We start from the raw sequence: 2,983 nt of genomic DNA, 5'->3' as shown, positions 1-2,983 counted from the left end.
AGCGCCTAATGTTTATATTTTATAGTTAATTTTTATAAAAGTTATTAACTTTTTTACATACTAGGTTCGGTAGAGCCTTTTTTTTGTTCATATGAACCCACATTCCGCACCCCAAACTGGCACATAGTCGGATTGAGGGGGTAAAAGTGAATCACCCGAGACAAGGGTGAGTAAAAATACTCAATAATTTTGGTCACACTCCAATCATGAGGGCTGAAAATTTCTGACAAGAGAAGTGAAGGCATGAGTTAAATCTGATACGAGTTAAAATGGCGAGCGGTAGAAAACGAAGTTTATGGCGTATTCGTAACCTGATTGATGACGAAAATGCGTTAATTGCGCTCGCAACCATAGCCAATAATCACCAAAAACAGTGTAAACTAGCAATCGCGATAAACGCTTAAATCAGGATTCAGCAGCCCATGCAGAAAGCATCCCAGATAAAAGTAGAAAACCTAGATCATCTGGGCTTGATAGCCGGTCTAGTTGATGAAATAGGAATTGTTGAAAAAATCAATGAATTAGTAGGCGAACAACCGGGTGAGATAGTCAGTCCCGGCCTGGTAGTTAAAGCCATGATCATCAATGGATTAGGGATGGTTTCCGCCCCATTATACTTATTTTCTAAATTTTTTGAAGGGAAAGCAACAGAACATTTACTTGGAGCAGGGATTCAAGCATCACATTTAAATGATGACCGCTTAGGAAGAGTATTAGATAAATTATATTTAGCAGGAATTACAGAAATATTTACAACCATTGCCCTGTCAGCAGCTCAAAAATTCGAGATAAATACCGACACATCTCACCTCGACTCAAGTTCATTTCATCTACATGGCAAATATGAACAAGAATTGCCATCAGTATCTTTTGCTAAAACAGAAATGGATAGCAATCAGTTAGATAATTCATCAATCAACCATCAAAGATCCCCAATACCAATTCAAATTACCTACGGCTACTCTCGTGACCATCGTCCCGACTTAAAACAATTTATTTTAGACCTAATTTGTAGTGGAGATGGAGATGTGCCACTATTTTTACGAGTAGCTTCAGGAAACGAATCAGATAATTCCATATTCGCCTCAATCTGTCAAGACTTTAAAAACAAATTAAATCTCGACAGTTTAATGGTAGCTGACAGTGCATTATATACCGCTCCCAATTTAGAAATGTTAACCAATTTAAGATGGTTAACTCGTGTACCACTAAGCCTGAAACAAGCGCAGCAACTGGTGTCTCAGCTAAATGAATCAGAATTCACTGAAAGTTCAATAACGGGATATCGTTGGTCAGAACACAAAAGTAATTATGGTGGAATTGCACAAAGATGGTTAGTAGTAGAGAGCAGTTTGCGTCGTGATGCCGACCAACGTAAATTAGAAAAAAAACTCAAAAAAGCTGAAATTGAGGGTCAGAAAAAGTTGCGAGAGTTATCCAATATTGAATTTGCTTGTGACACCGATGCCTTGTCAGCAGCACGTCGTTTATCTACAGAACTAAAATATCATAATTTAACCCAAATTAGTAGCAGACAATCGACAGCAAAATCCGATGCTAATTCGACCAGTTCTGACATTTCTAGCAGGGTAAGCTCATCTAATTTGGTATAAATTGTACTTGACAAAAAAACGCCAATAGACTTGATACCTGTGAACCGAACTCAAACCTATAATCAAGTTTGACTCTTAACAAAGTCAATCAAGTTGAAACGGAGTTAAAGACAATGACAAATGGTTTTGCACCTAGATTGAAACTCGCTGTAAAATCTCAAGCTAAAAGAGCAGAAAAACGACATTTAACACCTCTGAGCGAAATCCAAGCCAATTTATTGAATTATGTAGCAGAGCTCCCAGACCCCAGAGTTCAAAGAACCCAAAAACACTTATTAAAAGATATTTTAGTAATCTCTATTTTAGCCGTCATTAGCGGTGCCGAAGGTTGGGAAGACATGGAAAATTATGGCATCGCTAAACAACAATGGTTAGAGGAATTTCTCGAATTACCCAATGGTATCCCGAGTGATGATACTTTTCGACGAGTCTTTGAAAGAATTAATCCTGATGATGAGAGAACAATGTTTAGCGAAGTGGCTTCAAAGTATGCTTGGTTCGATAGTTGGCGAGATTATCCCCATCGATGGCAAAAGTGTTAGAGGTTCTTATGAGCGTAATCAAGGCGTAAAAGCTTTGCATTTGGTCACGGCTTGGGCAAGTGAACAGCGTTTAGTTTTAGGGCAAGTTAAAGTTGAGGATCATTCCAACGAGATTACGGCAATTCCGGCACTCTTAGAATTATTAGACCTGACCGGGGCGATCGTTACCATTGATGCGATGGGAACGCAAACCGAGATTGTGAAACAAATTCGCCACAAAAAAGCTGATTATATTGTATCTCTTAAAGCCAATCATCCCACTTTACATTCTCAGGTTAAAGAATGGTTTGATACCAGAAGAGCTAATAACTTTGAAGGCATTAACGTTAGTTATAACCAACAGATTGAAAAGGGACACCATCGCACTGAAAAACGTTATGTTTGGGCGGTTCCTTTAGAGGCTTTCGGTGGTCTTTATCAACAAGACCAATGGTCGGGACTGCAAACCATCGTCATTATTGAAAGAATCCGCCATCTTTGGAACAAAACGACTCGTGAAGTCCAATTTTATCTGACTTCTCTGCCTGCGGATGCTCAAGTTCTTGGTCGTGCCATTCGTCAACATTGGACGATTGAGAACCAAGTTCATTGGACTTTAGATGTCACGTTCCATGAGGATAAATGTCGGATTCGTTCAGGTCATAGTCCTCGTAATTTTGCTATCCTGAGACGGATAGCACTTAACGCTCTTAATCAGGAGAAAACATTGCAGCGTAGTCTTCGTCAAAAAATCAAACAGGCTTCTATGAATAATAGACCTCTTGCGAAAGTGCGCTCGTTCTAGGTAAAATAAAATAAAAAATTAGATTAATAAGATGAATTACGAAC

General features: G+C 38.8%; 2 pseudogenes. Both read left to right on the top strand.

Annotation, left to right across the window (positions count from 1 at the left end):
* Positions 1-422 precede the first annotated feature (422 nt).
* Positions 423-1,604 (top strand): annotated as a pseudogene (locus QUA83_RS30170) (IS1634 family transposase); the annotation flags it as partial.
* Between the two features lie 122 nt (positions 1,605-1,726).
* Positions 1,727-2,939, top strand: a pseudogene (locus QUA83_RS30165) (ISAs1 family transposase).
* Positions 2,940-2,983 lie beyond the last annotated feature (44 nt).

The sequence above is a fragment of the Microcoleus sp. K1-B1 genome, assembly GCF_036704705.1.
Lineage (GTDB): Bacteria > Cyanobacteriota > Cyanobacteriia > Cyanobacteriales > Microcoleaceae > Microcoleus.
Note: the sequence above shows the minus strand (reverse complement) of the source record. Positions and strands in the feature narration are given on the sequence as shown.